Raw genomic sequence first — 24,331 nt, 5'->3', positions numbered from 1 at the left:
ACATTTGCTTGTGCTGAATAGTTAGCGGCAGGAACATTGTCGAGTGACCACTCTGACCTCCGCGACCGCGCAGACACCGACACCCACCCGAACTCCTCGGGGGCGCATCGACCCTCGATTGCTGGTCGTCGGAGGCGCAGCCGCGATCTCGATCAGTTCGCTCCTCATCAAGCTGGCTGATGTCGGGCCCTCGACGGCCGTCTTCTTCCGTTGCTTCCTGGCCTTGCCGCCGCTGTTGTGGTTGGCGTGGCGAGAGTTCCGCCGGGTGGGCAAGCCGAGCCGGCGGGCAGTCGTTCTGCAGGTGCTCGGCGGTCTGTTGCTCGGACTGGATTTTGCGTTGTGGTCGCAGTCGATTCTGATGATCGGCGCGGGTATGGCGAGCGTCGTCGTGAACGTGCAGGTGATCGTGGTGCCCGCACTGTCCTGGTTGGTGTTCGGCAATCGGGTGCCGATGCGCTTCGTCTTCGCCCTACCGTTCATGTTCACGGGAATCGCCTTGGCGGGCGGCGTGTTCGGGGGCGGGGGAACCGGCGACGAACTGCTGTGGGGAACGGCGCTCTCGCTCGTCTCCGGAATCGCGTACGGCGGTTACATCTTCGTGGTCGGCCGTACGGGCGAGGCGGATCGAGCCGCGAGCCAGGTGTTGATCTCGACGACGTCCGCGGGCATCGCCGGCTCCGTCATCGGATCACTGTGGGGCCGGATCGATTTCGTCCCGGGTTGGGAAGCGTTCGGGTGGCTCGCGGCACTGGCGCTGGTCGGCCAGGTGTTCGGCTGGATGCTGATGGGGCACTCGCTCCCTCGGCTTCCCGCCGAGGTGGGCGCGACGCTCCTGCTCATGCAACCGGTCCTCGCCGTGCTGCTGGCGGTTGTGCTGCTCGGCGAACGGCCAGGCGTTGGGCAACTACTCGGGTGCGTCGTCGTTGTCGGAGCGGTCTCGGCCGTCTCCGTACGTCGCACCCGAGCAGTCACCCGAGTAGGTAGCGCAGGCTAGTGCACTCGCATCTCGCCGGGCATCCACATGCCCGAGCGGGTTGCGGTGCCCGTCTCCACCTCTGCCGGAACAGCATTCGGGAAGTACCGGTCGTAGCGCTCGAGTGATCCCCAGTCCCGTGCCCAGTCGTCCTTCAGGTACGTCGGAACCGTCGTAGCACCGGCGAGGACCTCGGTGAATCCGAGCGGTCCACCGTTGTCCGCGGACTGCCAGGTATCGGTGGAGCTGACGGCCAGAGGACGGTCCGGGAGGATGCGGAAGTTCGGCATCTCGGCCACACCGTTCTGATGTGTGAACGGACGTTGGCACGGGAACTGAAGGCCGACAGCCCAGTCCAGGAGGACCGGCTGCTCGCTGCCGATGTACGAGTCCAGGGACTCGAGCTTGGGCACGCGCGGCGGCGTGAATGCCATCCACTGATCGCCCGTGAGGTTGGGATCGAACGCGACCACCCGAACGGCATCGGCATCTGGCGCGAGTTCGTCGATCGGGATACGGACGTTGCGCCACGACGGCGCCGGGCCGATGTCTCGCGGCATGTACGAACCCTGAACCTGCACGGTCCCGTCGGGCTGAGTCTTGCCGTACTCGACCAGAAGCGACTGGCCGTACGTGATCGCACCGGTGTTGTCGACGGACCACACGCGGCCCGCTACGGACATGACCACCAGCGGTGATTCTTCACTGCGAGTGGGCAATCCGTACCAACTCGAGATGAGGGAAGCAGGCTCCTGCACGCCGGGCTGGTAGCTGCCCATGACCGGCGTCTTCGACGGATCGAGGCCGAAGGGGAGCTTGGCCGTGCTGCCGTTGACGCCGAGGTTACCGGTGCCGCCGCTGGTTCCGGCGCCGGAACCGGTGGCGAAGGTGGGGCCGACACTCTGGCTGTCGGTATTGCCCATGCCCTGCTTGACTTCGATGTAATCCGCAGTCAGATCGCTGGGAACCCCATTGGGGGAGAAGCCCTTCGAATCGACTCCGGACAACGGATCCTCGGCGTTGAATCCGGGAGCGGGCAGAGGCCGCAGATTTCCGGAATTGACGTCGGTCTCGACCAGAACGTCCTCGGCCATGCCGCAGGTCTTGCCCGCGAGTGCCTCGATGTTGCTTCGGCCCAGCGAGTACGCCGGGTACTGCGACACAGCGCCCTTGAGTAGTGAGAGCACCTCGAACAGGACCATCAGACCGGCGATCACGGTGAGCGGAGCAGCCGCGAACTTGCGAATTCGTCTGCCCTTGGCCGTGTTCGGCTTCTCGGGCGGGGCTGCAAATCCCTCACGCAGGTACTGCCAGGCGGCAAAGGCCAAGGCGAGAGCAAAGAGCGCGAGGAACAGTGTGTTGGATTCACGGCCGTCGTAGGAGATGGTCTTGTCGAACCACGGAACGCCGTAACTCGAGACGTACCAGTAGCCGTTGATGCCGGCGAACGTCAACGCGAGCATCAGGAGCAGCCCGGCCACGAACACCGATCGGTTGCGACGCGAGCGCAGGGCAGACGCGGACACTGCCACGGCGGTCAGCGCGGCGAGAGAACCGGCGATGCCCGCGTACGCACCGAAGTGGTGAGTCCACTTGGTGGGGTTGAACATCATCAGGAACATCGTGCCGAAGACGACGCCGACCAGGCGCCACGACGGACCGGTTGCCGCGCCGGGGACGCGGCCGCGGCGCAACAACACGAAGAGCGTCGTGAAGAGGCACAGGATCATCGTCAAGAACGCGAAGCGTCGGGCAACCGAGCCGTCGACCGTCTGGACGAAGAGGTAGTAGTAGCGCAGGAAGTCTTGGTACCACTCGAGATTGGGGCCGATGATCGTTCGGACGCGCGTGGCTTCCATGACGCCGGCAAAGGTCTGGTCGGCGAAGATGACCACCAGCACGATGGTTCCGGCAGCGGCGATCGGAGCGAGAAGCGGCAGTGTGCCGACCAGTCGGTGACGCTTGACGACGATGCGCACCAACGGGCGCACACCGGCGAGAAGGGCTGCGATACACATCAATCCGGTGGGTGCGGCGGCAAGAGTGAAGGCGCCGATCAAGATTGCCGTGGCCGCCGGCAGCAGACGTCCGGTGGCGATGGCGCGCTCGATGGAGCACCAGGTGAGCAGTGCGCCGAGAGCCACGATGGGCTCGGGGCGAAGACCGTTGTTGTACGCCAACCAGAAGGACAGGAATACCAGACCGCCGGTCCACAGGGCGACGTTGCTCCGGCGAACCGCCCGGCCGAGACGCGGGACGACCTCGCGGCTGATCACCATCCAGCAGAGGATTCCGGCGAGCAGAGCGGGCAGACGCATGAACGGGCTCGCCGTCGAGATCTTCGCCATCACGGCCAGGACTTCGTAGTACCAGCCGAACGGGGCCTCGGGAACGCCGAACCAACGGAAGTAGTTGGCCATGTATCCCGCGTCCGGCGAGACTCGGGCCATGGTCAGGAGATAACCGTCGTCGGCGGTGTTCGCGCCGATGAAGTGCCAGACGACCAGCGTGCCGACCACAACTCCGTCGATACCGGAGAACTTCCACCAGCGTTCGGGCAGGAAACGTCGGTGCTTGCGGCCGTCGGTGCCGTCGAGGCGAGCCAGGGCGACCAGCGCGACGATGGTCGAGAGCACTGCCACGATCATCGCGACCAGCTTCAGGACGCTGGGGCTCGACGAGAAACGTGAGTCGATCGTCATCGAGAAGCCGAGGCCCTCGGGGGCAGCGCCGTCGGGCAGGTCGCTGAAGACGCCGACCACCTGCGGGCGGAAGTCGCCGTCGAGCTGGCCACGAATCGGGTTGCCGTCGGGATAGGTCAGGCCGACGAACTCTGCCGAGGTCCGGTTGACGTCAGAGCTGAACGCGATGGCGCCGCAGCGACTCGACTCGACGTCCTCGCGCGCTGCCGAAGCGACGACGACGTTGCGATCGAGCACGTCGACGCTGGTAGCGGACACGCGGACGAACATCGACGAGAGCGCGGCACCGTCGCCCTGAGCAGGTGCCGTCGACATCAGGATGCCGCCGCCCTCGGGGAGTGAGCTGACCGCGGTGCAGGGGATCGACGCGTTGACGTCGATGGGAACCTGCGCCATCAGCGGTGCCTCGACGTCGCCGATCACGCCGCTCTGTGGCCAGTTGACCGTCGCCGTCGTCTGCACGACAGGAAGCAGAGGAGTTGCCAGTGCGAGTACGAAGCCGAGCAAGCCGGCGATGATCGCAACCCATCGAGTGCGATGGAAACGCTCGCGGGCATCCTGACCAGCAGGAGGCGGCGAACTCGAAGTCTGGGGTGAAGCTGTCACGGCGTCGGGCACGGCTACCGATGGTATGTCAGGGCTGAGCGTGGACCTACCGTGACCGGGTGGTTGGTAGGTCCACGCGTAACAGTTACGACTGGTAACGAATCGGGCCCGGTGTCCAGGTGCCCGACCGGGTCTCGGTGGTGACGTTCATTTGCGCGGGAACTGCGTCCGGATCGAGCGGTGTGTACTGCTCGAGCGAACCCCAGTCACGATCCCAGTCGTTGTCCAGATAGGTGGGCAATGCCCTGGCCGAGAGCAGTTCGCTGGTCCAACCGAGCGGTCCGCCGCCGTAGTGGTCCTGCCAGGCGTTGGTGGACTCCGCGCCGATGCGGTCGGGCAGAATGCGCCACTCGGGGATCTCGGCGACGCCGTACAGATGATCGACCGGGCGTTGACACGGGAAGGCGAGACCGACGGCCCAGTCCATCAGCACCGGATCGGTGGATCCGACGACGTCCTGCAGCGTGCGCATGGTCGGCACTCGCGGCGGTGTCACCGCCAGCCATTGGTCGGCACTGATGTCGGTGTCACTGGCCACCAGACGCACGGTGTCGGCGTCGGCGGGCAGTTGATCCATCGGAACGCGCAGGTTGCGCCACGACGGCGACGGGCCGATGTCGATCGGATCGACTCGTCCCAGCGCGTCGACGCTTCCGTCGGCCTGCTTCTTGCCGTACTCGACCTGCAAGACCGCGCCGGGGGTGACGATGCCGTCGGAGTTGACGTAGCGGATTCGTCCGGCCGCGGCGACCGTGAGGAGCGGTGCGGCGTCGTTGCGCTCGGGCAGTGAGTACCAACCTGTGGTCAGCGACGCGTTCTGGGGCGCTCCGTAACTACCGAGCACCGGCGTTTTTGCGGGGTCGAGCCCGAACGGGAGCGCGACGTTGCTGCCGTTGACGCCCGAGGTCGACTGCGAGCCGCCAGCGGTTCCGGATCCGGTTCCGGGCGTGCTGGTGGTGCCGGACTGAGAGGTCGTGGTGTCGAGGCTGTTTGCACTGCCCGCCGTCGAGTCCTCGGCGTCTGCGGTGAGGTCGCCGGCGACTCCGTCCGGCGAGAATCCGGTCGATTCGCTTGCACCGAAAGCTCCGGCGCCGGCGAGGTCGGTGGGCCTGTCCACCAATTGCAGGACGCCGGTGTTGGGATCGGACTCCACGAGTACCTCACCCGCGAGACCGCAGCTTCCGCCGAAGACGGATTCGATGTTGGACTTGCCGATCGAGTACGCGGGGTACTGAGCGACCGCTCCCTTGAGTAGGGACAGCACCTCGAAGAGCACGACGGCTCCGGCCGCGATGGTCAACGGTGACGGGGCGAGAAGGCGAAGTCGCCTTGTCTTCTTGACGCTGTCTTCTGTGCCGTTTCGCTCGCGCGGCTCCATGACGTGGTACCAGGCTGCCAGCAGCAGGGCGAGGATCGTGAGGCCGAGGAAACCCGTCGAGAATCCCTTGCCGGCGATTGACGGCGGCTTGTCCCACCACGGCACGCCGTAACTCGAGACATACCACCAGCCGTTGGAGCTGGTGAACGCCACAGCGAGGATGAACAGGATGCCCGCGGCGAACAGCGCGCGGTTTCGTTTGGAACGCATGCTCGACGCACTCACGCCGACGGCGGCGAGCACGGCAACCGTAGCGGCCAGACCGGCGTACACACCGAAGTGGTGAGTCCACTTGGTGGGGGTGAACTGCATCAGGAGCAGCGACGCGAACACGATGCCGAGGATTCGGCGCGAGGGCCCGATCGCGGTGCCGGGGATCCGGCCCTTGCGCAGGATCATCATGACGCAGAAGACGAGTCCGACGATCATGACGAACATGCCGAAGCGGCGGGCCAGTGAGCCGTCGGGGGAGATGGTCATCAGTGCGTCCCACCGCAACCGCTCCTCGAACCACGGAACGTTCGGCCCGACGGCGGTTCGCACCCGGGTCGATTCGAGAACTGTCGCGAGGGTTTGATCTGCGAAGACTGCGACAAGAACCACGGTTCCGGCTGCGAGGATCGGCATGACCTGGGACAGGAAGCCGACGCGTTTGCCGCGGGCGATCAGGATCTGCAGGATCGGCCTGGCTCCGGCGATCAACGCGCCGATGGCGATCAGCCCCGAAGGTCCGGCGGCCAACGAGAATGCGGCGATCAGCACGGCCATCGCGGCGGGCAACAGACGTCCGGTGGCGATGGCGCGTTCGATGGAGCACCACGTGAGCAGGGCGCCGAGGGCAATGATGGGTTCGGGACGCAGGCCGTTGTTGTACGGCAACCAGAAGGCCAGGAACACGAGCCCGCCCGTCCAGATGGCAACCTTGTTGCGGCGCACCGCAACACCGAGTCGCGGTATCACCTCGCGGCTGATGACCATCCAGCACAGAATGCCGGCGATCAACGCGGGCAGGCGCATCCACATGCTCGCGGTGCTGACCTTCGCGAACAGCGCCAGCACGTCGTAGTACCAACCGAACGGCGCTTCGGGGACGCCGAACCAACGGAAGTAGTTCGCCATGTACCCGGAGTGCTCCGAGACTCTGGCCATGCCGAGCAGATAACCGTCGTCGGAAGTGTTGGCGCCGAACACATGCCAGAGCGCCAGCGTGCCGATCACCAGGGCGTCGATGCCGGTGAACTTCCACCACCGTGCCGGAAGGAACCGCCGGGCACGACGGCCGTCGACGCCGTCGATCCGGTGCAGTGCGTACAGCGAGACGACGGTCGAGAGTGCGGCGACGATCATCGCGAACAGTTTGAGAAGTGTGGGGCTGGACGAGAACCGCGAGTCGACGTCCATGTGGGCGGACAGTCCGGCGGGCGCTGCGCCCTGCAGGTCGGTGAAGATGCCGACAACCTGTGGGCGGTAGTCACCGGTCAGGGTGGTGCCGACGCCGTCGATTCCGGTGACCGCCGCGACGGTCTGCTCGGAGTTGGTCGTGATGGTGATCGCCGTGCACCCGCTCAGTTGATCGAGCGGAGCCGAGATCAGCACCGAATCGCGAGTGAGTGCTTCCAGGCGGTCGGCAGTGGTGCGGACGGTGAGGCCGCGGGCGTTTCGGTCCGGCGCACCGTTCGGCATGGTCGAGAGCAGTGTGCCGCCGCTGCCGCCCAACTGGCCGAGGGTGGAACAGGGAATGCTGATGTCCAGCGATGTGGGCGAGTAGGAGATCAGCGGCGACGAGACGCTGTTGACGGTCCCACCCTGCGGCCAGTCGATGCTCGCGGCTTCCTGCTTGACGGGCAGGAACGGCGTCGCGAGTGCAAGAAGCAGGCCAAGAAGGCCGGTGACTATCGCGATGAGTCGTGCCGTCCGGACTCTCTGGGAATCCGATTCTCGGGGAGCTTCGGGGCCAGTGGGCACGGGTTTCGGGGGCACTACTACTTCAGACGGCACAAGGAACGATGTTAGGCGAGTGCGGGCCCACACATCCTGAGAGAACTACTCAGGATGCAACTTCCTGTTCGGATTGTGGTGTTTCAAGTGTTCGGGCGATGGTGTCGAGTGAAATACCCAACACTTCCGCGACCGCGCTGATGGTGAAGAAGGCGGGTGTCGCGATGCGTCCGGTTTCGATCTTGCGCAGCGTTTCGACGGAGATACCGGCGTCGAGCGCTACCTGAACCATGCTTCGGTCCCCCCGCGCCGATCGCAGGAGTTCACCCAGTCTTAGTCCTCGTTCGAGTTCTTCCGCCGTCAGCGGCACGCGCACCATGTGCTTATAGTAATACCGGTATAGTTATTCGACAAGGAAGGTGTTCGAGATGGTCGAAATCAAGACCGCAGGGGAAATCGACGCGATGGCGGCGGCGGGGAGAATCACCGCGCAGGCGCTGGCTGCGGCGCGTGAGGCGGCAAGCGTCGGAGTGACGTTGCTCGAATTGGACGCCGTTGCCGCGGAGGTCATTTCGGCTGCCGGCGCCTCGGCGCTGTTCTTGAATTATCGGCCGGCGACGGCGCCGATACCCTTTCCCGGCGTCGCCTGCATCAGTGTGAACGATGCTGTGGTGCACGGTATCCCGAATGGGTACCGACTCCGTGACGGTGACCTGGTCAGTATCGACTGCGGTGCGAGACTCGACGGCTGGTGCGGCGATTCTGCCATCAGCTTCACCGTCGGACAGGGAAGTAGTGAGGATCAGGCACTGATCGACGCGACCGATGAGGCACTAGCCCGTGGCATTGCCGCCGCCCAGCCCGGAAACCGATTGGGCGACATCGGTGCCGCGATCGGACAGTACGCGCGCGGCCTCGGATACGGAATGCTCGCCGATCACGGTGGGCACGGCATCGGCCGCGAGATGCACGAAGGCCCGGACGTGCCCAACGAAGGCCGAGCAGGCAAAGGCTTCCGGCTACGGCCCGGCCTGGTCATCGCCATCGAACCGATGCTCATCGCCGACGGAACCGACGACTACCGGCACGACGCCGACGGGTGGACCCTTCGCACCGTTTCGGGCGCCAGGGCTGCGCACAGCGAGCACACTGTCGCGATCACCGAAGACGGTCCGGTGATCATGACCCGCTGATCAACCCGCTCAGCTCTGGTTGGAGGTCTTGCCGCTCACGAGGTCTCGTACGTCCCACACCCACACGTCGTCGACGCGCTTGGCGTCGAAGCCGACCAGTTCGTCGACCGTGTGGCGCAGGGCGTCGTCGCCGGAGAATCGGGGAAGCACCAGTACGTCGGCGTGCCAGTACCGCAGGTCGGTCAGTGCGTTCGCTCTGGTGCCCACGTCGATCAACGGGACCTTGCCCGTTTGTTTGGCATTGACCAGCAGGGTCGAGGTGGGCCGTGACTCGGCGCCGTAGATCCCGGCGCGGGTCTTCGAATCCGGGCCGACGAAGTACCCGCCGGCGATGGGGAAGCCGAAGTCGGCGTCGACCTGCCAGCTCAGTGCGCGGGCGTCTTCGGCGCTCGCGACAGGGACCGTCACCAGGGTGCCGTCGCTGACGTAGTTCTCCCACGAGCCGCTGGTGATGAATTCGGGCGTCGCAGATCGCTGATCGGCGTCGATGGGGGTCGGGATGAGGGGAATCATCGCGACGGCGAGCGCCACCAGCCAGACACCGGCTGCCGTGCGGCGCGGTCCACGAAGTTCGACAAAAGCGCGGTAGGTGCCGAGGGTGAGCAGCAGCCCGATCGCCGGAATCGCGCCCATCGCGAATCGGGATTCGAGCACCGATTCGAACAACGGCAAGTCGGCGAGGAGTTTCCACGGCAGGGTGATGCCGGTCTTGTCACCGTCGATGGTCAGTTCGGAACCGAGCGAGAGCACACCCATCACCACGATCACGGCGGCGGCAGCGCGGGTCAGACGGATGCGCCACAGCCACACCGTTGCACCGAGAAGCAGGAGCACCAACGGCCATCCGAAGTACGCATTCTCCTCGGTCGGGTTCATTCGGAACTCCGCGCCCTCGGGATCACCCGCAACCGATTCGGTCGGGAACGTGGTGAGTGCAGCGGTGTCGTTGCCTGCCTGACCGTGTGAGACGCCGTCGTAGCTCGCAGGGCCGAAGAACTGCGACCACAGCGGCACCGCGGTGATCAGGAGTGTGACCGCGCCGCCGATCACGAGACCGGGCATCGCGCGCTTGATCGCCTGGCGCGACTTGGCCAGGTCAGGTAGTGCATAGGCGGCGCCGAACACCATGGCTGACATCGTGAAGATGAGGAGCGGCTCTTCGCCGAGGAAGATCTGCCACGCGACGAGTAGGCCGAGAACGATTCCGTCGCGAACCGGACGCTTGCCGTTCGAGATGCGTACTACCTGCAAGAAGATGAAGGGGAGTACGAAGAAAGCCACGAAGTTCGGATGACCGTTGGCGTGCGAGATCATGGCGGGCGCGAATCCGCAGAACCCCGCTCCGACGGCGGCGGCGATCTTGGAGCGGACGGAGACACCGGTCAGTACGTGCCGCGAGAATGCCCAGTACCAAGCGATGGCGGTGCCGCCGAGGCCGGCGGTCAGCCCGATCGCATACGTGGCTGTCGGTCCGAAGATCAGCGTGATCGGGGCCAACGGGATGCTGATGCCGAACATCGCGGTATTGGCCATCAGGTTCACGCCGAGCGGGTAATTCTGCAGGTCACTGAACAGCGGGCTGCGGAACTGGGCGAGGGCGTGAGCGGTATCGGCGAAGAACCATTCCCACATGGCCTGGTCGCGGCCCGCGTTGAACAGATAGCCGGACTGCAGATCGCTCCACAGGTTCGACATCACGTAGATCGCCGCAACGGTGAACGTCGCCATGATCGCGAGGTCGACAAGACGCCCGCGCTGGACGACCGAGCGCCGCACTGCTGAACGGACTCGCCCTGGACGTGCTTCTTCGAGCAGTTGGACGTCGGGCAAGGTCTCGGTCATGCAGTCGGTGCCTTTCGGTTCTGGCGCCCATCCCTGAAGTGGCAGTTCTCAGAAGTTCGGGGTGGCCTATTTAGGTCTCGATTCGATAACTTCCTCCGTCAGAGTAACGAACAAAACGGTTCGCGTCCGCGAGCGGGCGCAGTCGACGGGACAAACCGGGCCACCCGACTTGTCCGGAAAGTAATGTTTTCGTGCATCGTTTGACGGGTTCGTGACCGGGGTATCGCAACAAGGATCTTGCTCGCGTTTGTTCAGGCAGCCCCGACGAATCCCATCCTCGACGAAGAGTTGGAACCTACGTCCGGGGCCTATACCGGATGGGATGGTGCTTGTGCATGTCGAAGACAGCAGTTCGCAGTAGCGCAGTGGGAGCAGTGGCCTTACTGGCCGTTGTCCTGGGGGGTGGGACGGCGTCGGCAGGCGTCGACAACACCAGTTCGATCACCGACGTCAAAGGAAATCGGATAGAGGTCTATCAGGCTGATACCGCTATCCACGTCTTTCCGCCTCTCGACAGCTCACCGCTGAGCGTCGAGTTCTTCCACGACGGGGTTGCCGGCGTGAAGATCGACGGGCCGGACGCAGCAAGTTTCACCGGCACGAAGCTGACGATCGGTTATCAAATCGGCTACCCGATCGCGTTGACCGGCGCGACGGTCGTTCTCAACAGTCCCGGTCTCGACTGGGCTGTCGAGAGTGGAACCAACCTCGGGATCGGTCTGGTTCCGGACTTCGAACTGGGCCTGGACATTTCGAACGGGTTCGCCATCGGCGGCGACATCATTCCTTCACAGGAACTGGACGTCGATCTGGCGCCGGGCGGTATCACCGACGTCGCGCTACTCGAAGACCAGGAATTCGACGGACCTGAAGCAGCCGTCCGGCTCTCCGGAGTTCACGGATACGTACAGGGAGCAATCGGGCCGGTAACCATCAGGCCCTACGCGAAGGCTGTCACGTCGAATGGCGATACCGTCGTCACTTACGGTGTGCCGCAACGGTTGTAGTGCAGTGCCGGCGCTCCCGCCCTCACGCTGCAACAGCGTGGTGGTGGGAGCGTTCCGCGTTGTGAGTTGTCGAATCGGTGCCACGAATAGGCTCGGCGTCCGCCCAATGGGCACTGCGGGAAACACTGACGAGTTTCGCGACCAGCCGTGCCGCGATCCACACGAGGTACACGGCGGTGATCTGAAGCAGAAGCGCCCAGTCGTGCGCGAAGAATCCGACTATCCCGCCGATCGTGAACGCGAGGGCGACGAAGACGACGCGTCCTCCCACGTCGGTCTCGACCAGATACTCCGGCTCGATCGGATCGTCGAAGTCGTTCGTTTCATCGGCGTCTCCAGCCGATTCGGCTCTGGACTTCTCGTGGTGTTCGGTCGGGATCTCGAGTAGCTCACCCCATTCGAGCACCGCAACGGTGTGTGCGGTGTCGGTCGGGATCGCGCGGTAGTCGCGGGACTCGGAAACGTCGATGAGAGCCCTTGCCAGAGTGAGTACTTCGATGCGATTGCGAATCGCGACGCTCAACACTTCGTGGAAGGCCTGCTCGCGCCCGAACGGTTTGCCGCGCGCAATGACCAGAACATGTTCTGCGGAATCGAGAACTGCACGATGCGGTACAAGCTCGCGGCTTTGCGTAACGAGTTCGCTCACTGTCATCACCTACCCCGCCGGTGGTTGATGCGGCCGTTTGCTCGACTGCGCTTGGAGGGGCTGAGTACCCCGGCAGTTTCGGAAACAAACTCGCCGGACAGCGTGTCAGATTTGCGCAGCCGGGGCCGAGAGTGCTCCGAGGCAACTTTCGATCAGGTCGGCAACAATCACGTGAGCACGTTCTCGGCTGTCGACGCGACCCTCCCACGTGGCAAAAGTGACGACGGCGAGCACGGTCAGAGTTGCCGCCCGAAGTTCGGCGATCTCTGCCGGCAACGAGGACGCAGTGACTATCCGCCGCTGAACTTCGCGGAAACTCTCGGCCTGCATGTGATCACGGATGGTCGACGACATGGCCGGGTCGAAGATCGACTGCACCAGGAACCGTGCGTACAACGTGCCCTCGCGGTAGATGGTCTGTTCCGCCAACGGCAGGACGAGAGCCTCGACGAGGGCACGCATCGTCGGTGGATTCGCGTCGAGATCGATCGTGTCGAGCAACTCGCGTCGACGCTCACCGGCAGGTCGCATTCTGGACTCGACGACGGCCGCCAGCAAACCTTCACGTGAACCGAAGTGATACTGCGCAGCCGATTTGTTGGCCTGTCCGGCTTCGGTCTGAACATCACGAAGCGTCAGAGCGGCCAGACCTCGTTCGGCAACCAGACGCTCGGCTGCATCGATCATTGCCGCTCGGGCATCGGTTCGGGTCACGGTATGAAGTTAGGGGTGCGTCGGGGTCGCGTCAACGACCCCGACGGTAAGCCTTTTGTGACGTATCTCCTGGTTAGATCGCGTCAGAGCGGGTAACGACCACAAACGGGCCCTGCTCGGTGACTGTGAAACGAGGATCGTCGAACAGTTCCTTGGGGAACGTGACCGTGTAGCGGCGGACGTTCGGGTCGTTGGGGTAGACATCCTCGGCCAACCGCAGTGTGTACCCGTCGGCGCCCTGGCGGAAGACGAAGGCGTCGGGACTGCGCCACGGCGACGCGTCCAGCGCAGCTATCAGTTCGTCAGGGGTCTTCAGTTCCGACCACTGCTCGATCAGTGCGGCGCGGGCACGGAAATCGGCGAGGGGGTTTGCGTAGTGCGACGTCAGACCTTGGAAACCGAAGTACGGGTAGAAGCTCAGGAAGCCGATGTCGGCGGTGAGTACCACCGTGTCATGGGGTTCACGTCCCAACTGTTCGCGGATGATCCGGTCGATGTCCGCGTAATTGGCTTCGGCCCCGGGAGGTCGCTTGTCCCCGCGCTCGCCGTTGCCGTCGGTATCGCTGTATGCCACAGCGATATCCGGCGCCAGCACCTGCGGGATGTTCTGCGCGAAGGCGATGGCTCCGATGACACCGAGTGCAACCAGTACCGCTTTGACGCGGGGATTTTCGCTGGTGGCCAGGACGATCCAACCGGCGAACTCGAAGAATCCGAACACGCCGGCGGCCGCAAGGAGTCCGATCAGAACCGGCTCCAGTCGGAAACCGAGGAGCGTACTGCCGGCAACGGTGAACGTCATCGACAGCAGTGCCCACAGATACACGGCAATGACACCGATACCGAGTGCCCGGGCGCGGCGGGAGAAGAGGAAACGAGAAATCAGCCAGACCGTGCCGAGTAGGCACAGTCCGCCGACGAGGGTGAAGCTCAGCATCGGGAAGGGCAGTACCGCACCGGAATCGGGGAGGTAGTGCATTGCCGTGCCGGATTCTGCAGTGGCACCCGAGAGTGCCTTCAACAGGTAGGGCGCCCAGACCGTCAGAGCGACCAGTCCGGAGATCACGGCGATGACAGCGAGCCTGACAAGGGGACCCAGTGCGGCTTTCCACGTGTTCTGAGCGCGGGCGGCAAGTACTGCGGCAACGACTGCCATCAGAGTCACGGCGAATGCGGCGAATCCGAGGTACAGCGTGTAGACGGTTGCGGCAAAACCGAGGAACAGGCCGGTCCCGAGAATTGCGCCGGCTCCGGCAAATCGAGAGGCACCCGGGCGATCGAGAGCCCCCCACGCCAGGATCAGCACCGGCGGGATCAGGAGGTTGATGACGGCGCCGTACGCCTCGGGGGAGTTGTACGCCAACACGACGGCAGTGACGGCCAACGCTGCGACTACGGCCCAATCGCGTCGAATCAGCTTGGTCCACAACACGAGTGCAACGACGGCGACGACAGCCAGCGAGCCGATCGCGTAGGGCTTGAAGGCTTCCCAACCGTCCATGCCCAGCAGGTTCGCGACGCGTCCACCGATCCAGAACCAGCCGGCCGGGTAGAACGGCGGCAGATCCACGTACGTCATGTCCTGCAGCGCAGCCGAATCCGTCAGCCGGGTCAGGTACTCGGTCCGGAACTGCTGATCGACCGAGACGCCGTGCAGATACAGACTCGTCGCGGCCAGGGGAAGTCCGAGCGTCGTGGTGACGAAACCGGAGAGCCCGGCCCACGAGAGGAGTTTTGCGACCCGCTCGGCCTTGCGGGCGCGGAACATCAGAACCGCAACACCGACCACTGCGATGCAGAGCACCTGCAGCACCGTCGTGACGGCCTGCGTGACGTTGGAAGACGTGAACGCCGGCCACTGCACTCGGCCGAAAGCAAAGAGCCCGACAGCGGCTACAACAGCGGCGACCAGCGCTCCGAGGGCCATTTCCACCACCGTCGCCGCGGCATTACGCCACGGCGACGGGGTCGAAAGTTCTGTACTCGGAGCAGTTGTTGTTTCTGGCACGGGAGGAGCTTAAACCGGCAACTTCCGGAAGATCGGGCGCGGCACGTGGCGAAGACCCATCATGACGAAACGCCACGGGCCGGGAGTCCAGACGATTTCCTTGCCCTTGTCCGAGGCGGCAACAGCGAGCTTCGCGACGATGTCCTTGTTGACCGTCAGCGGAGCTTCCTTGACGTGGGCACTGAACTGCGTGCGCACCATGCCGGGACGGACGACGGTGACCTGCGGTCCGAATTCCGCGAGAGCCTCGCCGAGTCCGAGGTAGAAACCGTCGAGGCCCGCCTTGGTGGAGCCGTAGACGAAGTTGGCACGCTTGACGCGCTCGCCGGCAACCGACGACATCGCGATGATCTTGCCGAAGCCCTGAGCCTTCATCTTCTCGCCGAGAAGTACACCGACCGAGACGGATGCGGTGTAGTTCACGTTTGCGACCAGAACCGCCTTGCGCTGGTTCTGCCACAGCTCTTCGGAGTCACCGTCCAATGCGAAGGCGACGATCGCGACGTCGACGTCCCCGTTCGAGAACGCCTGGTCGATCACCTTCGGGTGCGATTCGAAATCAACGGCGTCGAAGTCGATGAGCTCCACCGAGGTGGCACCCTTCGCTTCGAGCTGCTTGACCGCAGCTTCGCGTCCCGGATCGCCGGGAAGTGCCGCAAGAATGACGCGGAGCGGCGCCTTCTTCAGGTATTCCTCACAGATGGCGAGGCCGATCTCGGAGGTTCCACCGAGAAGCAAAACGGTTTGCGGGTTACCTACAGCGTTGATCACAGTTCCAGCCTTCTGGACATATCGGAGGCGAAAACGCCTGTGGGGTCGTACTTGCGGCGCGTCGCGATCCACTCGTCGATGCGCGGGTACATGGCGTGGAAAGTCTCCGCGGACGTCCGCGAATCCTTGGCCGTGTACAGGCGCCCACCGAATTCGAGGACACGCTTGTCGAGTTCGGTGACGAACTCGTTCAGGCCCGGCTTGATGCGGAAGTCGACGCAGATGTTCCAGCCCGGGATCGGGAAGCTCAGCGGCGCCTGATTGCCCTCGCCGAAGAGCTTGAACACGTTGAGGAACGAGTAGTGCCCGCTGCGCTGGATGTCGACGATGATCTTCTTGAATTCGTCGACGGCCTCCGGCGGAACCACGAACTGGTACTGCAGGAATCCGTTGGATCCGTACGCCCGGTTCCACTCACCGAACATGTCGAGCGGGTGGTAGAACTGCGTCAGATTCTGGACCTTGCCGCGGTACTTGCCGGACTTGCGGAACCAGACCTCACCGATCGCGGTGAAGTTGAACTTGTTGGCCAGCCCGTTGGGGAAGACGTCGGGGAACGTCAGCAACTGCGGCGCATCGAAGGCGAGCGGGTTCTTCTGCAGCTTGGCCGGAAGCTGGTCGAGCTTCGCCAGAGATCCGCGCGAGACTGCCGCACGGCCGAGCTTCGGGGGCGCGGAAATCGCGTCGAACCAGGCGCTCGAGTACTCGTAGTTGGCCTCGCTGCCGTCGCTGTGCAGCGCGATGGTCTCGTCGAGGCTGTTGGTGACGTCGCCGTCGGCGATGAAGTACGCCGTCTCGGTCGGTGTCATCTTGATGGTTGCCCGCAAGATGATGCCCGTCAGGCCCATGCCGCCGATCGTGGCCCAGAACAGTGCGGCCTTCGGGTCGTTGCGCCCGCCCTTGGGGGTGAGCGTGCGAACCTTGCCGTCGGCCGTCAGTAGATCCAACGACACGACGTGGTTGCCGAAGCTACCTGCGCTGTGGTGGTTCTTGCCGTGGATGTCCGAGCCGATGGCGCCGCCGATCGTGACCTGGCGAGTACCCGGCAGGACCGGAACCCACAGGCCGAACGGCAGAGCAGCCTTCATCAGCTGATCCAGATTCACACCGGCGTCGACGTCCACCAGGGCGGTGTCGCGATCGATGCGATGAATGCGGCTGAGTGCATTCATGTCGATGACCAGCCCGCCGGCGTTCTGCGCCGGGTCGCCGTACGAGCGGCCGAGGCCACGCGCGATGACGCCGCGTCGCAGATGCGATGGCTTGGAATCGTTCTGTTCCGCAACCTGGGCGACCGCGTTGGCGATCACTTCCACGTCGGGGGTGGACAGCACCTGTGCGGTGGTGGCGGCGGTGCGTCCCCAACCGGTGAGGGTGCGGGCTTGGGTGTGGAGAGCCGGCTGCGGCGTCTCTTCTGCTGTCGTGGACATCAAGGTAGAGGTTACCTGGGAGTAGTGCCGACGGCTCCGACTCGAGTGGTTACTCTCGTCGTCGTGCCCGAAACACCTGCAAGTCACCAGCACGAACCCCATGTCCCGCTGCCCGTCGAGATTCCTGTCACGACGGACATCGCCGACGACGCGCTGGACCTGAAAACGCAGATCGTCCGGTTCGTCGCGACGGGTGGGCTGTCGGCGGTCGTGGACTACGGGCTGTATGTGCTGCTCCTCGCGTTGGGGTTGCCGCGCGTCGCCGCAAAATCGCTGAGCTTCGTTGCGGGCACCACGACGGCGTACCTCATCAATCGTCGGTGGACGTTCAAGGCCGAGCCTTCTCGCGCCCGCTTCATCGCTGTAGTTGCGCTGTACGCGGTCACTTTTGCGGTTCAGGTCGGACTCAACGAACTGATGGTCCATGTCTTCGACGAGCATTGGTGGCGGACACCGCTGGCCTTCGTCATCGCGCAGGGCACCGCGACGGTCATCAACTTCATCGTTCAGCGGGCAGTGATCTTCAAGATCAAGTAACGGTTCGGGGTGGATTAGCGCATTCGTCCGGTTTCTCGAGAGAGAATCGAGCCCATGATCATCGTTCTCGATTCTTCGGCCCTGACCAGGGGCGCACGGTTCGACGCCGCCATCGCCGACGCTCGCGCACTCGGACACCGCGTCGTCGTGCCGCGATTGGTCGTACTCGAAGTTGCGAGCCGCTACCGCGAGGAATCGGCGGAGATGATCGCGGCCCTGAGCGTCCAGGCGCGCATGTACGACCGACTGGGGTTGCGGCGCGACCTCACGAGGTTCGTCGACGCTGCTCACGACAAGGCCGACGGCTACGTCGACGACGTGATCGAAGACCTCGTGGCGATCGGCGTCGAAGTGGTCGATCCAGTCGACGTGTCGCATCTCGAGGTGGCCGAGAGGGCGATCTCGCTGCGTCGGCCCTATACCGACAAGAAGAAGCGAGACGGCTACCCGGCGACGCTGAACTGGCTGACCGTGCTCGATCTCGCCGACCGCAACCCGGAGGTCGACGTCATCTGGGTCAGTTCCGACGCGCGGGCATACGGCGACGGCGAAGACGGGGTCTGGCACGCGGATCTCGCACGTGAACTGGCGTCGCGCGGCCTCGAGTATCGGGTCCGCTGGGCGTCGGACATCCCGGTGATCGACGGACCGGTGCAGGTGGAGCAGGTGACTGAGGTCGCTGAGGTCGCGCCCGAGGCCCCGGTTGCTCAGGGCTTCGTGGAGCCGGAAGCGGTCGTTCCAACAGAGATTCCCGAACCCGAGGTTCCGGCGGCGCCCATCGCTCCGGAGGCACCGGCATCAGCTCCCGCACCCAAGCCCGTACAGCGCGCAGCGCGGACGAGAGTTGCGCCGCAGCGCATCGAACCCGCCCCGAAAGCTCAGTCCGGTGGACTGCGCGGCCTGGGCAAGGTCATCGGCGGGCGGAAACGAAAGGTCACGATCGTCGACGATCTCGACGAAGTCGACCTCTTCGGTGCCTGATCGCTTCTAATCTGGACAGATGTCTCTGTTGCCGACAGTCAGTCGTAGGACCGGAACTCGATACGGCAGGCCGAGTATCGAATCGCAGGTCCTCTACAACGCGTGTCGATGGATGCTTCGGCCCGTAGTTGGGATCGCGCCGCTGACGCCTGGCGCAATGCGCCGCGCCGCAGTTCTGGACTCGGCCGCGGGTGTACGCATTCCCTCCGGGATCGATCGGGAAGCGATTCGTTTTCCAGGTTTCGACGGCGAACTCGTGCGCACGGCAGGCTCGACGGCTGATCTGCGCGAGGGTGTAGTTCTCTACCTGCACGGCGGCGGGTTCATGTGCTGCGGGCTCAACACGCATCGGCCGGTCGTTGCCGGCATCGCCAAGCGAACCGGCCTTCCGGTCCTGCACATCGCATATCGGCAGTTGCCGAGCACGAGCATCAGCGGGTCCGTCGACGACTGCCTGGATGCGTACCGGTGGCTCCTCGAACAGGGAGCCTTGCCGGAAAAGGTTGTCTTCGTTGGTGATTCGGCCGGAGGTTTCCTGGTCTTCGCGACGGCGCTTGCAGCAGTTTCCGCGGGGCTCGAGGTTCCGGCCGGTCTTGTCGGCCTCTCGCCGCTCCTCGATCTCGATTGCACCACCAAATCGGTCCATGCCAACGCTCGACGCGACGTGATCGCCCCGGTGTCGGCATTGATGGCGATCGGAAAGCTTGGCGGACAGACGAACTCGCCCGTCGACGGCGATCTTGCCGCTTTGCCGCCGTCGTTGCTGATTGCCGCCGAATCCGAGGTGCTCAGAGTCGATTCGGAGGTGATGGCGCAACGGCTCGCCGCCGCGGGGGTGCCGTGCTCGCTGCAGATCTGGAACGGCCAGGTTCACGCGTTTCCCGCCGTGTGGCCTGGCTTGCCGGAGAGCCGGGCTGCGTTACGCGACGTCGCCAGGTTCATTCGCACCAGGCTCGATGCGGTCCCGCCCCAGGAGTCACGTGCGCAGTGACGCGACAACTGCCCGTGCGAGGGCGTCGGCAGATCCAGGGGCGAATGGCAGAAAGAGTTCGGGCTCGATCAGTTCCACTTCCATGAGCAGTGGTTGATCCACCGGACCCACGACGTCCACACGCGCGTAAAGCAATTCGCCGGGGCCGCATGGGGTCGCGGCCAGTGCCGCGTCGGCCACCGCGAGTTCGGCGGCGGACGGCTCGTGGAGGTGGTTGGTTCCGCCGTGGAATTCCTGCACGCGGAAGTCGTTGGTGGCCGGGATTTTCCGGACGGCATGGGAGTAGCGTCCGCCGAGGTGGATGATCGAGCGCTCGCCGTCGACGACGTCCGAGATGAAGGGCTGGACCAACGCGTCGTTGCCACTCTCGAGGATTGAGCTGAGGTGAGCGTGGGCCTTCGCGGACCCGGCGGCAAACTTTCCCACTCCGACAGCGCCGGCGGACACTGCAGGCTTGACGATGACCTCGGCACCCTCGAACGAAGGGAGGGTGAGTGTTTCGCGCTTTCCGGCAGCGATCACAGCGGTTGGAACGATAGGTACGCCGGCCGCGGCAAGTTCGGTGAGGTATCCCTTGTGGGCGTTCCACTCGACGATCGGGAGCGGGTTGGCGATCGGGGCGGTCAGCTGATCGAGAACGGCAAGAAATTCGTCGAGGCGCTGGGTGTAGTCCCAGGTCGACCGGATCAGAACCAGGTCGGCGTCGATATCGAGGAGGGACCGGCTCGACCACGGCGCCATCGTCGACGCGATGCCGTAGGAGGTGAGAGCTTCCACGACGAGTTTGCTTTCGACATCCGCCTCGCGGGCGGCGCCGTCACAGGTGAGCAGGAGAACCGTGGTCATGCCACGATGCTTTCACGGCTGGCGCCTTGTCCGACTAGCGAGGTGGCCCCTCGTCGAGGACCAGGGAACCGGTCCCGGGTTGCCCCGTTGCGTCCACCCACGTCACTGCGACGGTGTCGCCGGGGCGGCGTGAGCTCATCGCCGCGTTGAGATCAGCGGACGACGCGATCCGGCTGCCACCGAACTCGGTGATGACCGCACCTTTGGTCAGCCCCACCCGCTCGGCCGGCGAATCGAAGCTCACGGCAACAACTTCCGCGCCGGCCGGCATCTCCGCGTGATCCTTGACTGCGACACCGAGCACGGGCGTCGGTCCCACACGCACGGTTTCGGAGGAGCGGCCACCGAGTACCTGCTCGACGATCGGTAGCGCGGTGTCGATCGGTATCGCGTAGGACTGAGGCGCCGGCGAGGTTTCGGTGCGGTCGGTGACGGCGTTGCCCGCACTGCTGACGCCGATCAGCTCGCCAACGGCATTGACCAGGGGGCCACCGGAATCGCCCGGCCGGATGTCCGCGTCTACCTCGATGAGGCCCTTCAACTGGTTTCGCGATCCGTCGGACACGTTGCGGGTGTTGACGGTGACACCGAGGTTGGTGATGACGCCGGGAGCTGGGACGGGTACTCCGCCGCCTTCCGCATTTCCGATTGCGGTGACGGCATCCCTACGAGTGGCTTCTGCTGATTTGCCGACCACAGCCACCGGCAGATCCGTGGCGCCCGCGAGTCGAAGGACGGCAAGGTCGCTGACGCTGTCGTACCCGAGGATCTCGGCGTCGTAGATCAGTCCGTTGGACATGCTGACGGCAGTGACGTCCGAGGCCCCGCTGATGACGTGGTGATTCGTGAGCACAACTCCGTCAGGGGAGAGCACGATCCCGGTTCCGGCGGTGGTGGTGAATCCGGCCGGCGCGGTGATGGTGACGATGGTGGGGACCACCAGGGCCGAGAGCTCCTCCGGGGTGAGCGGAACAACCGGCGCCGGTGGGGTGGTGGTGATAACCGTGACCGGTGCGGACTCGATCGTGCCAGGCGTCAGAGGCGGTGCGACCAGTGCGAGGGCGCCGAGTCCGGCTGCGAGAACGGCGGCCGTCCACAGACCGCGTCTGCCCGCACGTTTGGTCATCCAGCCGTCCGTCCCGCCGGTCGTCATCCCATCGAGTGTGAAAGGTGAAGATTACCGATTCGGCGAATCTTCGGCCACAAAACCGGGCAACAGACCGTCCGCGCGGAGCGTCGCCAGGGACGGTGCGGCGGCGTCCTTTGCGGAGAGCTCGTAGGTCAGGGGGTCGCCATTACGGTCCGTCTTCGGCCATTCGATCGCGAGTTCAGGATCGAAGGGATCGAGGTCGCGGTCCAGGTTGGGAGAGTATTCGATGCTGCACAGGTACATCACTGTCGATCCGTCCTCGAGTGAAAGGATCGCGTGGCCGAGGCCTTCCGCCAGGAACACCGCTCGTCGATCGACGTCGTCGATCACCACCGCATCCCACTCGCCGAAGGTCGGTGATCCGACCCGTAGGTCTACGACAACGTCGAGGAAGGCACCTTTCACGCAGGTGATGTATTTCGCCTGTCCGGGCGGATTGTCCGTGAAGTGGATCCCGCGGAGGCTGCCGGCTTCGGAAACGGAGCAGTTGGCCTGGGCCAGGTCGAGTGTGCGGCCGGTCGCGGCGGTGAAGGTAGAGCTTTTGAACCATTCGAGAAAGACGCCGCGGTGGTCGCCGAACTGCTTCGGCGTAATCTCCCACGCTCCAGCGATCTTCAGTGGACGAATTTCCACGTCACCATTCCTTGCCGTGCTCGATCAGTTCGAGTAGGTAGTGGCCGTACCCGGATTTGCCCAATGCTTCTGCCTGAGTGCGCAATTGGTCGGAGTCGATGAATCCCTGACGCCACGCGACCTCTTCGGGTGAACCGATCTTGAGACCCTGGCGGTGTTCGATGGTCCTCACGTAGTTTGCAGCCTCGAGCAGGGAATCGGGTGTTCCGGTGTCGAGCCACGCCGTTCCGCGGGGGAGCACGTCGACAGAGAGTTTGCCTGCTTCGAGATAGCGCTGATTGATGTCGCTGATTTCGTATTCGCCACGCGCAGAGGGCTTCAGCGTGCGTGCGATGTCGACGACGTCGCTGTCGTAGAAGTAGAGGCCAGGGACCGCGTAATTGGATTTCGGTGACGTCGGTTTTTCCTCGATGGACACTGCTCGACCCGAGTCGTCGAATTCGACGACGCCGTAGGCGGTCGGATTCGATACCCAGTAAGCGAACACGGCGCCACCGTCGATATCGGAGAAACGCCTGAGTTGAGTTCCGAGACCGGGGCCGTAGAAGATGTTGTCGCCGAGGACGAGCGCCACGGATTCCGATCCGATGTGATCCGCGCCGAGGGTGAATGCCGTTGCGAGGCCGTTGGGTTCGTGCTGGATCGCGTACGTGAGATTCACACCGAATTGTGAGCCGTCGCCGAGAACTCGACGGAATTGCTCGGCGTCGTGTGGAGTCGTGATGATCAAGATGTCGCGAATGTCCGCGAGCATGAGAGTGGAGAGCGGGTAATAGATCATCGGCTTGTCGTAGACAGGCAAGAGTTGCTTGCTCACTCCGAGGGTGATCGGGTGCAACCGCGACCCGGTGCCACCGGCCAGAATGATTCCGCGCATGCGTGCAGTGTCCTGCACTCCTGCCTGCCGATGCAAACGGGACATGGCGAATTCTGCCGCTAAAGTGGGAGTTCGTTCGATGAACCTGAGGAGATGAAGTGCGACTACTGGTCACCGGGGGTGCCGGCTTCATCGGTGCCAATTTCGTTCATCAGACGGTGTCGACGCGTCCCGACGTGGAAGTCACGATTCTCGACGCTCTGACCTACGCCGGAAATCGCGAGTCCCTGGCGTCCGTCGAGGACCGGATCACGTTTGTTCACGGCAACGTGGCCGACGAGCCGCTGGTCGACGATCTTGTCTCGCGCTCCGACGCAGTCGTGCACTTCGCCGCCGAAAGCCACAACGACAATTCCCTCGCCGACCCCGAACCGTTTCTGCGCACCAACGTCATGGGCACTTTCTCGCTCCTGCAGGCAGTGCGTTCACACGGGGTCCGTTATCACCACATTTCCACCGACGAGGTGTACGGCGACCTCGAACTGGATGATCCGGCGAAGTTCACGGAGACGACACCGTACAACCCGTCGAGTCCGTACTCGGCGTCCAAGGCGTCGAGTGATCTGTTCGTGCGTGCCTGGGTGCGCTCGTTCGGGATCGCGGCGACCATCTCCAACTGCTCCAACAATTACGGCCCGTACCAGCATGTGGAGAAGTTCATCCCACGCCAGATCACCAATCTGCTCGACGGGGTGCGTCCGCGGTTGTACGGGGAAGGTCGCAACGTCCGCGACTGGATTCACGTCGAAGACCACAACCGCGCCGTCTGGGACATCCTGGACCGCGGAAAGTCCGGCGAGACTTATCTGATCGGCGCCGACGGTGAAACCGACAACCGGACGGTGATTGCGGCTCTGCTCGAAATTTTCGGACGCAAGCCGGACGATTTCGACTTCGTCACCGACCGCCCTGGTCACGATCTGCGGTATGCGATCGACTCGACGCGACTGCAGCAGGAGCTTGGGTGGAAGCCGCAGTACCGCGATTTCCGAAGCGGACTGGAAGCCACCGTCGAGTGGTATCGCGACAACGAGCAGTGGTGGCGTCCGCAGAAGGCCGGCGTCGAGGCAACGTATTCAGCCGGAGAATCCGTCGTCCGCTGAAC

Annotated in this window: 20 protein-coding genes; 7 read left to right on the top strand and 13 right to left on the bottom strand. The window is 64.2% G+C overall.

Features of this window, described 5'->3' with window-relative positions; genetic code table 11:
* Positions 1-43 precede the first annotated feature (43 nt).
* Complete coding sequence (locus R4P70_RS25530; protein WP_046377742.1) at positions 44-994, top strand: DMT family transporter; 951 nt, start codon at positions 44-46, stop codon at positions 992-994.
* On the opposite strand, the gene R4P70_RS25525 is transcribed toward R4P70_RS25530, so the two are convergent.
* The 3 genes from R4P70_RS25525 to R4P70_RS25515 form a co-directional block, all read right to left on the bottom strand.
* Positions 991-4,293 (bottom strand): arabinosyltransferase domain-containing protein, encoded by a 3,303-nt coding sequence (locus R4P70_RS25525; RefSeq protein WP_317832398.1) that lies wholly within the window; start codon positions 4,291-4,293, stop codon positions 991-993. The two genes, R4P70_RS25530 and R4P70_RS25525, sit on opposite strands and share 4 nt — an antisense overlap.
* Positions 4,294-4,366: 73 nt before the next feature.
* Complete coding sequence (locus R4P70_RS25520; protein WP_256064849.1) at positions 4,367-7,624, bottom strand: arabinosyltransferase domain-containing protein; 3,258 nt, start codon at positions 7,622-7,624, stop codon at positions 4,367-4,369.
* An 82-nt stretch (positions 7,625-7,706) separates the two neighbouring features.
* Entirely contained in the window at positions 7,707-7,976 is a 270-nt protein-coding gene (locus R4P70_RS25515; protein ID WP_003943854.1) for a helix-turn-helix domain-containing protein, read from the bottom strand.
* Positions 7,977-8,025: 49 nt separating this feature from the next.
* Here R4P70_RS25515 and map point away from each other — a divergent pair, with 49 nt between their 5' ends.
* Positions 8,026-8,790: a type I methionyl aminopeptidase gene (gene map, locus R4P70_RS25510; protein WP_020905776.1), complete on the top strand. Its 765-nt coding sequence runs from the start codon at positions 8,026-8,028 to the stop codon at positions 8,788-8,790.
* A 9-nt stretch (positions 8,791-8,799) separates the two neighbouring features.
* Here map and R4P70_RS25505 read toward each other — a convergent pair whose 3' ends face one another.
* The gene (locus tag R4P70_RS25505) at positions 8,800-10,632 is read right to left on the bottom strand and encodes a glycosyl transferase (RefSeq protein WP_019746419.1); all 1,833 of its coding nucleotides are present in this window, start codon (positions 10,630-10,632) and stop codon (positions 8,800-8,802) included.
* A 335-nt stretch (positions 10,633-10,967) separates the two neighbouring features.
* Between R4P70_RS25505 and R4P70_RS25500 the strand changes: the two genes are divergently transcribed.
* On the top strand, positions 10,968-11,639 hold the full coding sequence (locus R4P70_RS25500; protein ID WP_020968119.1) for an MspA family porin: 672 nt from the start codon (positions 10,968-10,970) through the stop codon (positions 11,637-11,639).
* Positions 11,640-11,661: 22 nt separating this feature from the next.
* Here R4P70_RS25500 and R4P70_RS25495 read toward each other — a convergent pair whose 3' ends face one another.
* The 5 genes from R4P70_RS25495 to R4P70_RS25475 all read right to left on the bottom strand — a co-directional run bounded on the left by R4P70_RS25495 (position 11,662) and on the right by R4P70_RS25475 (position 17,211).
* Positions 11,662-12,294, bottom strand: coding sequence for a hypothetical protein (locus R4P70_RS25495; RefSeq protein ID WP_317832395.1), 633 nt, complete (start codon positions 12,292-12,294; stop codon positions 11,662-11,664).
* Positions 12,295-12,393: 99 nt separating this feature from the next.
* Positions 12,394-13,002 carry a TetR/AcrR family transcriptional regulator gene (locus R4P70_RS25490; RefSeq protein ID WP_024487671.1) on the bottom strand — a complete coding sequence of 203 codons (609 nt, stop codon included), beginning with the start codon at positions 13,000-13,002 and terminating at the stop codon, positions 12,394-12,396.
* 73 nt (positions 13,003-13,075) lie between these two features.
* Positions 13,076-14,929: a galactan 5-O-arabinofuranosyltransferase gene (locus R4P70_RS25485; RefSeq protein ID WP_084325026.1), complete on the bottom strand. Its 1,854-nt coding sequence runs from the start codon at positions 14,927-14,929 to the stop codon at positions 13,076-13,078.
* A gap of 90 nt (positions 14,930-15,019) precedes the next feature.
* Positions 15,020-15,781 (bottom strand): decaprenylphospho-beta-D-erythro-pentofuranosid-2-ulose 2-reductase, encoded by a 762-nt coding sequence (locus tag R4P70_RS25480; RefSeq protein WP_019746424.1) that lies wholly within the window; start codon positions 15,779-15,781, stop codon positions 15,020-15,022.
* Positions 15,778-17,211 carry an FAD-binding oxidoreductase gene (locus tag R4P70_RS25475; protein WP_003943934.1) on the bottom strand — a complete coding sequence of 478 codons (1,434 nt, stop codon included), beginning with the start codon at positions 17,209-17,211 and terminating at the stop codon, positions 15,778-15,780. The genes R4P70_RS25480 and R4P70_RS25475 overlap by 4 nt, the downstream gene beginning before the upstream one ends.
* A 63-nt stretch (positions 17,212-17,274) precedes the next feature.
* Here R4P70_RS25475 and R4P70_RS25470 point away from each other — a divergent pair, with 63 nt between their 5' ends.
* From R4P70_RS25470 to R4P70_RS25460, 3 genes are read left to right on the top strand one after another with little or no spacing between them, the layout of a single operon-like run.
* Positions 17,275-17,748, top strand: coding sequence for a GtrA family protein (locus R4P70_RS25470; RefSeq protein WP_074447111.1), 474 nt, complete (start codon positions 17,275-17,277; stop codon positions 17,746-17,748).
* 54 nt (positions 17,749-17,802) lie between these two features.
* Entirely contained in the window at positions 17,803-18,729 is a 927-nt protein-coding gene (locus R4P70_RS25465; RefSeq protein ID WP_195791642.1) for a PIN domain-containing protein, read from the top strand.
* Between the two features lie 19 nt (positions 18,730-18,748).
* Positions 18,749-19,720 carry an alpha/beta hydrolase gene (locus R4P70_RS25460; protein ID WP_113683455.1) on the top strand — a complete coding sequence of 324 codons (972 nt, stop codon included), beginning with the start codon at positions 18,749-18,751 and terminating at the stop codon, positions 19,718-19,720.
* On the opposite strand, the gene R4P70_RS25455 is transcribed toward R4P70_RS25460, so the two are convergent.
* From R4P70_RS25455 to rfbA, 4 genes are read right to left on the bottom strand one after another with little or no spacing between them, the layout of a single operon-like run.
* Positions 19,706-20,566, bottom strand: a complete 861-nt coding sequence (locus R4P70_RS25455; RefSeq protein ID WP_195791640.1) for a RimK family alpha-L-glutamate ligase — start codon at positions 20,564-20,566, stop codon at positions 19,706-19,708. The genes R4P70_RS25460 and R4P70_RS25455 overlap by 15 nt on opposite strands.
* Before the next feature lie 34 nt (positions 20,567-20,600).
* Positions 20,601-21,692: a S1C family serine protease gene (locus R4P70_RS25450; RefSeq protein WP_317832646.1), complete on the bottom strand. Its 1,092-nt coding sequence runs from the start codon at positions 21,690-21,692 to the stop codon at positions 20,601-20,603.
* A gap of 51 nt (positions 21,693-21,743) precedes the next feature.
* Positions 21,744-22,349 (bottom strand): dTDP-4-dehydrorhamnose 3,5-epimerase family protein, encoded by a 606-nt coding sequence (locus R4P70_RS25445; protein ID WP_020968128.1) that lies wholly within the window; start codon positions 22,347-22,349, stop codon positions 21,744-21,746.
* 1 nt (position 22,350) lies between these two features.
* Entirely contained in the window at positions 22,351-23,226 is an 876-nt protein-coding gene (gene rfbA / locus R4P70_RS25440) for a glucose-1-phosphate thymidylyltransferase RfbA (RefSeq protein WP_029254225.1), read from the bottom strand.
* A gap of 98 nt (positions 23,227-23,324) precedes the next feature.
* Here rfbA and rfbB point away from each other — a divergent pair, with 98 nt between their 5' ends.
* On the top strand, positions 23,325-24,329 hold the full coding sequence (gene rfbB, locus R4P70_RS25435; protein WP_317832388.1) for a dTDP-glucose 4,6-dehydratase: 1,005 nt from the start codon (positions 23,325-23,327) through the stop codon (positions 24,327-24,329).
* The last annotated feature ends 2 nt before the right edge of the window (positions 24,330-24,331 follow it).

This window comes from Rhodococcus sp. IEGM 1241 (genome assembly GCF_033142365.1).
Taxonomy (GTDB): domain Bacteria; phylum Actinomycetota; class Actinomycetes; order Mycobacteriales; family Mycobacteriaceae; genus Rhodococcus_F; species Rhodococcus_F erythropolis.
The sequence above is the reverse complement of the archived record's forward strand: the minus strand, read 5'-3'. Positions and strand labels throughout refer to the sequence as shown.